A 2,809-nucleotide genomic window follows, 5' to 3' on the forward strand; every position below is an offset into this window, starting at 1 on the left:
CCTTTTCAATTCCGGCAACAGGCCGGGATAAGTGCGGCCAAACCGCGCATGGCCGTGCTTTGCCGCATGGGCTGCCCCATAATCGACCGTCCCGCCGACAAGCTGAGCATACGCTTCACACGCCCGGTCCCAGTTGCTCGAGAGCGGTCCGACCGCCAGCGTATAAGTTCGATAACCGTTGTCGTTCAGCCATTGTTCGATATCGCCGCGCACGCCGCCCCAGTACTTGAACCCAAACATTTCTTCTCTTCCCCAGCCAGTAAAGCCATGGAGAAGTACAATCGGCGCATCGTTGGCGCGTGAAACTGCCGCTTCAGCTCGCCCTCCCGGGACCGATAGGCCGAATACAAGCCATAATCCGAGCAACACAAACATAACCCGACAGCATTTCATCACGCTCTCCTTCTCCTCCCCTCGAATCGACTGAACCCCTTTATTCCGAATTACCTGAATATTCTATACTAAATAACCAGGCTATTCAATCCCGGCAATTGTCGGGTTTTCTGATGAGGGAAAGAGAAAAATGCACTTTTGTGCCGTCATATTTCGTTTCTCGCCGACAGCGAGAGGGTGATGCACTATGTCATGGCAGCGTTCCATCACCGCCTCGTACGGACGGTTGGCTAATCCACAAACGGTCCGAACTTTTGCTCGTAATGGGCGAGCGCCAACAGCGGAAAAATGTAGCGGTAGCCATGGTAATGGATGTAAAAGGCGCCGGCCATCCCTTGTCCGACCGGGTACGAGGCGGTCCAATCCGGGTGATGAAGCATACGGACTAGGGCGCGAACGCCGGCTTTTATTTCCGCGGTCGGACGATCGGCAGCGGCGACTAGCGCATCAAGCGCCCAGGCGGTATGGACCGGCGTGCTGGCGCCAAGCGGCACATACGTCTTGGCTTCGTCGCTTTTGCACGATTCACCCCAGCCGCCGTCATCGTTTTGGATGCTCAACAACCAACGGACCGCTTTTTGCATCGCCGGGTGATCGATTGGAACGCCGACGGCTGAGAGCCCGGTCACCGCCGCCCATGTGCCGTACACATAGCAAATCCCCCAGCGCCCATACCACGAACCGTCGGCTTTCTGATGGTCAAGCAGCCAGTCGACGGCGCGGGCGATGGCGGAGTGGTCTTTCGTTAATCCAGCGAACGTTCCGAAATATTCGAGCGTCCGTCCGGTCAAATCGGCTGTTGACGGATCCATCAATAAAAACTCCGCCCCTTCGATCGGCAAATACCGCCAAAACCGTTTGCCTACGTTCTTTTCAAACGCCGCAAACCCGCCGTCATTGTTTTGCATCGAAAACAGCCATCGATTCGCCCGGTCCCACGCATGGCGAAACGCCGTCTCTTTGTCCGCCGCCCGACGGATGGCGCGCAGCGCGGCGGTCGTATCGTCGACATCCGGGTTCATCGTATTCACATCGGAAAATCCCCAGCCGCCCGGTACGCCGTACGGGTTGTGCACCGCCCAGTCGCCGTAGCGAATGTGCTGGCGCGACAACAAATAGCGGTTCGCTTTCTCAATCGTCCGGTCGGTCGGCGGCACGCCCGCTTCCTGCAGCGCATAGCTCGCCAACGCCGTATTCCAGACGGAAGCGGTTGTATATTGCATATGCGTATGCCCATCGATTTCGGTTCGCAGTGAGCGCAAACCGCGAACAGCTCGGACAATATGCGGGTCGTCTTTTGGATAACCAAGCGCGAGCAGCGCAAAAATGAACAAAAACGTCGAACTGAAGTAGCTGTACAACGTTCCGTCCGGCTCAATATGATCAAACATATAACGGACGGCGCGTCGTTTGGCGGCATCGTGCAGTTCAGCCGGAAAACCGATCAACGCTCGCTTGATGTATGACCATAGCGCCCGGTTTTCCGGCAGCCGCCAACCTCCACGGGAAGCGGCCAAATCACACAAGTCTGGGCTTTTCGCCGTTTTCCTACTGTACCGGCGCTCCGCGGCGACGAGAAGCGGAATCATGTTCGCCCTTCCATACACGGAAAGGTCATACATATTAAGCGGAAACGACGGGGGGAGAAGGAAAAAGGCAAGCGGCAGCGGAAACCGCCTAGGCCATGGGTACTGTCCAGTCAAAGCCAGCATCACTTTTGTAAATAGATGGACGTTCTCTAAACCGCCCATTTCCAAAATGCGCATTTTTGCCTTTTGCATGTGCGGATCGGTTTTTTTTCGGTAGCCGGAGTAAAGCAAGGCATAATACGCCTCGGTTGTCGCTGTCACATTGCCGTCACCTTCATCCGCAAACAGCTTCCACGCCCCGTTTGCCCCTTGCCGGCTCTCGATTCGCTTGACGAGCGCTTGAATCAACGGTTCATCATTTATTTCAAGCGTCCGTAATAAAATGATCATATAGGCGTCTGTCGAAATGCCTGTTTCAAACGGAAACCGCCACGATCCGTCGGCCGCTTGCGACCGTTTGAGCACGGCAATCAACGTGCTTCGTTCGTCGGCCACCATGCATCGCCTTCCTTTTTCACAAAATTCCGTTTCCTTCCATATTTATTCGTCTGGTGGGCGGTCGATGCACCAAAGGGGGTCACTATGCGTTGCCTGAGGCCGAAAGCGTCATCCCTTCCCCTTTCCCTTGTTGACGTCTATCGGGAATTAAAGAAAAAGCAAAAGAAAGGGTACACGATCGTATCTGAACGTGACTTAACCGCCAAAGAGCGGCAGCTCATCCGCCGCATCCGGGCGGTGACCGCGGAACACAACGAAAACAATGTGACCCGAACGGCGGCGTATCTCGATTTTTACTTGCGCCATCGCGAAATTCATTGGGCGTTTTT

Annotated in this window: 2 protein-coding genes and 1 pseudogene; 1 reads left to right on the plus strand and 2 read right to left on the minus strand. The window is 55.3% G+C overall.

Translation table 11 applies throughout. The features are described 5' to 3' along the window. Together VU18_RS17360 and shc are read right to left on the minus strand one after the other, a co-directional pair. A pseudogene (locus tag VU18_RS17360) lies at positions 1-393 on the minus strand (lipase); the annotation flags it as partial. A 230-nt stretch (positions 394-623) separates the two neighbouring features. Further along, the gene (gene shc, locus VU18_RS08375) at positions 624-2,480 is read right to left on the minus strand and encodes a squalene--hopene cyclase (RefSeq protein WP_047757962.1); all 1,857 of its coding nucleotides are present in this window, start codon (positions 2,478-2,480) and stop codon (positions 624-626) included. Between the two features lie 84 nt (positions 2,481-2,564). Between shc and VU18_RS08380 the strand changes: the two genes are divergently transcribed. Continuing rightward, positions 2,565-2,809, plus strand: a 245-nt coding sequence (locus VU18_RS08380; RefSeq protein WP_047757963.1) for a DUF2515 family protein, incomplete at its 3' end; no start/stop codon positions are given.

Origin of the sequence: Geobacillus sp. ZGt-1, from assembly GCF_001026865.1 — a bacterium.
Classification (GTDB): Bacteria; Bacillota; Bacilli; order Bacillales; family Anoxybacillaceae; genus Geobacillus; species Geobacillus thermoleovorans.

What these genes read in the sequence shown, in the direction of transcription:
- shc (WP_047757962.1), bottom strand. Translation starts at nt 2,480, where the DNA reads ATGGTGGCCGACGAACGAAGCACGTTGATTGCCGTGCTCAAACGGTCG.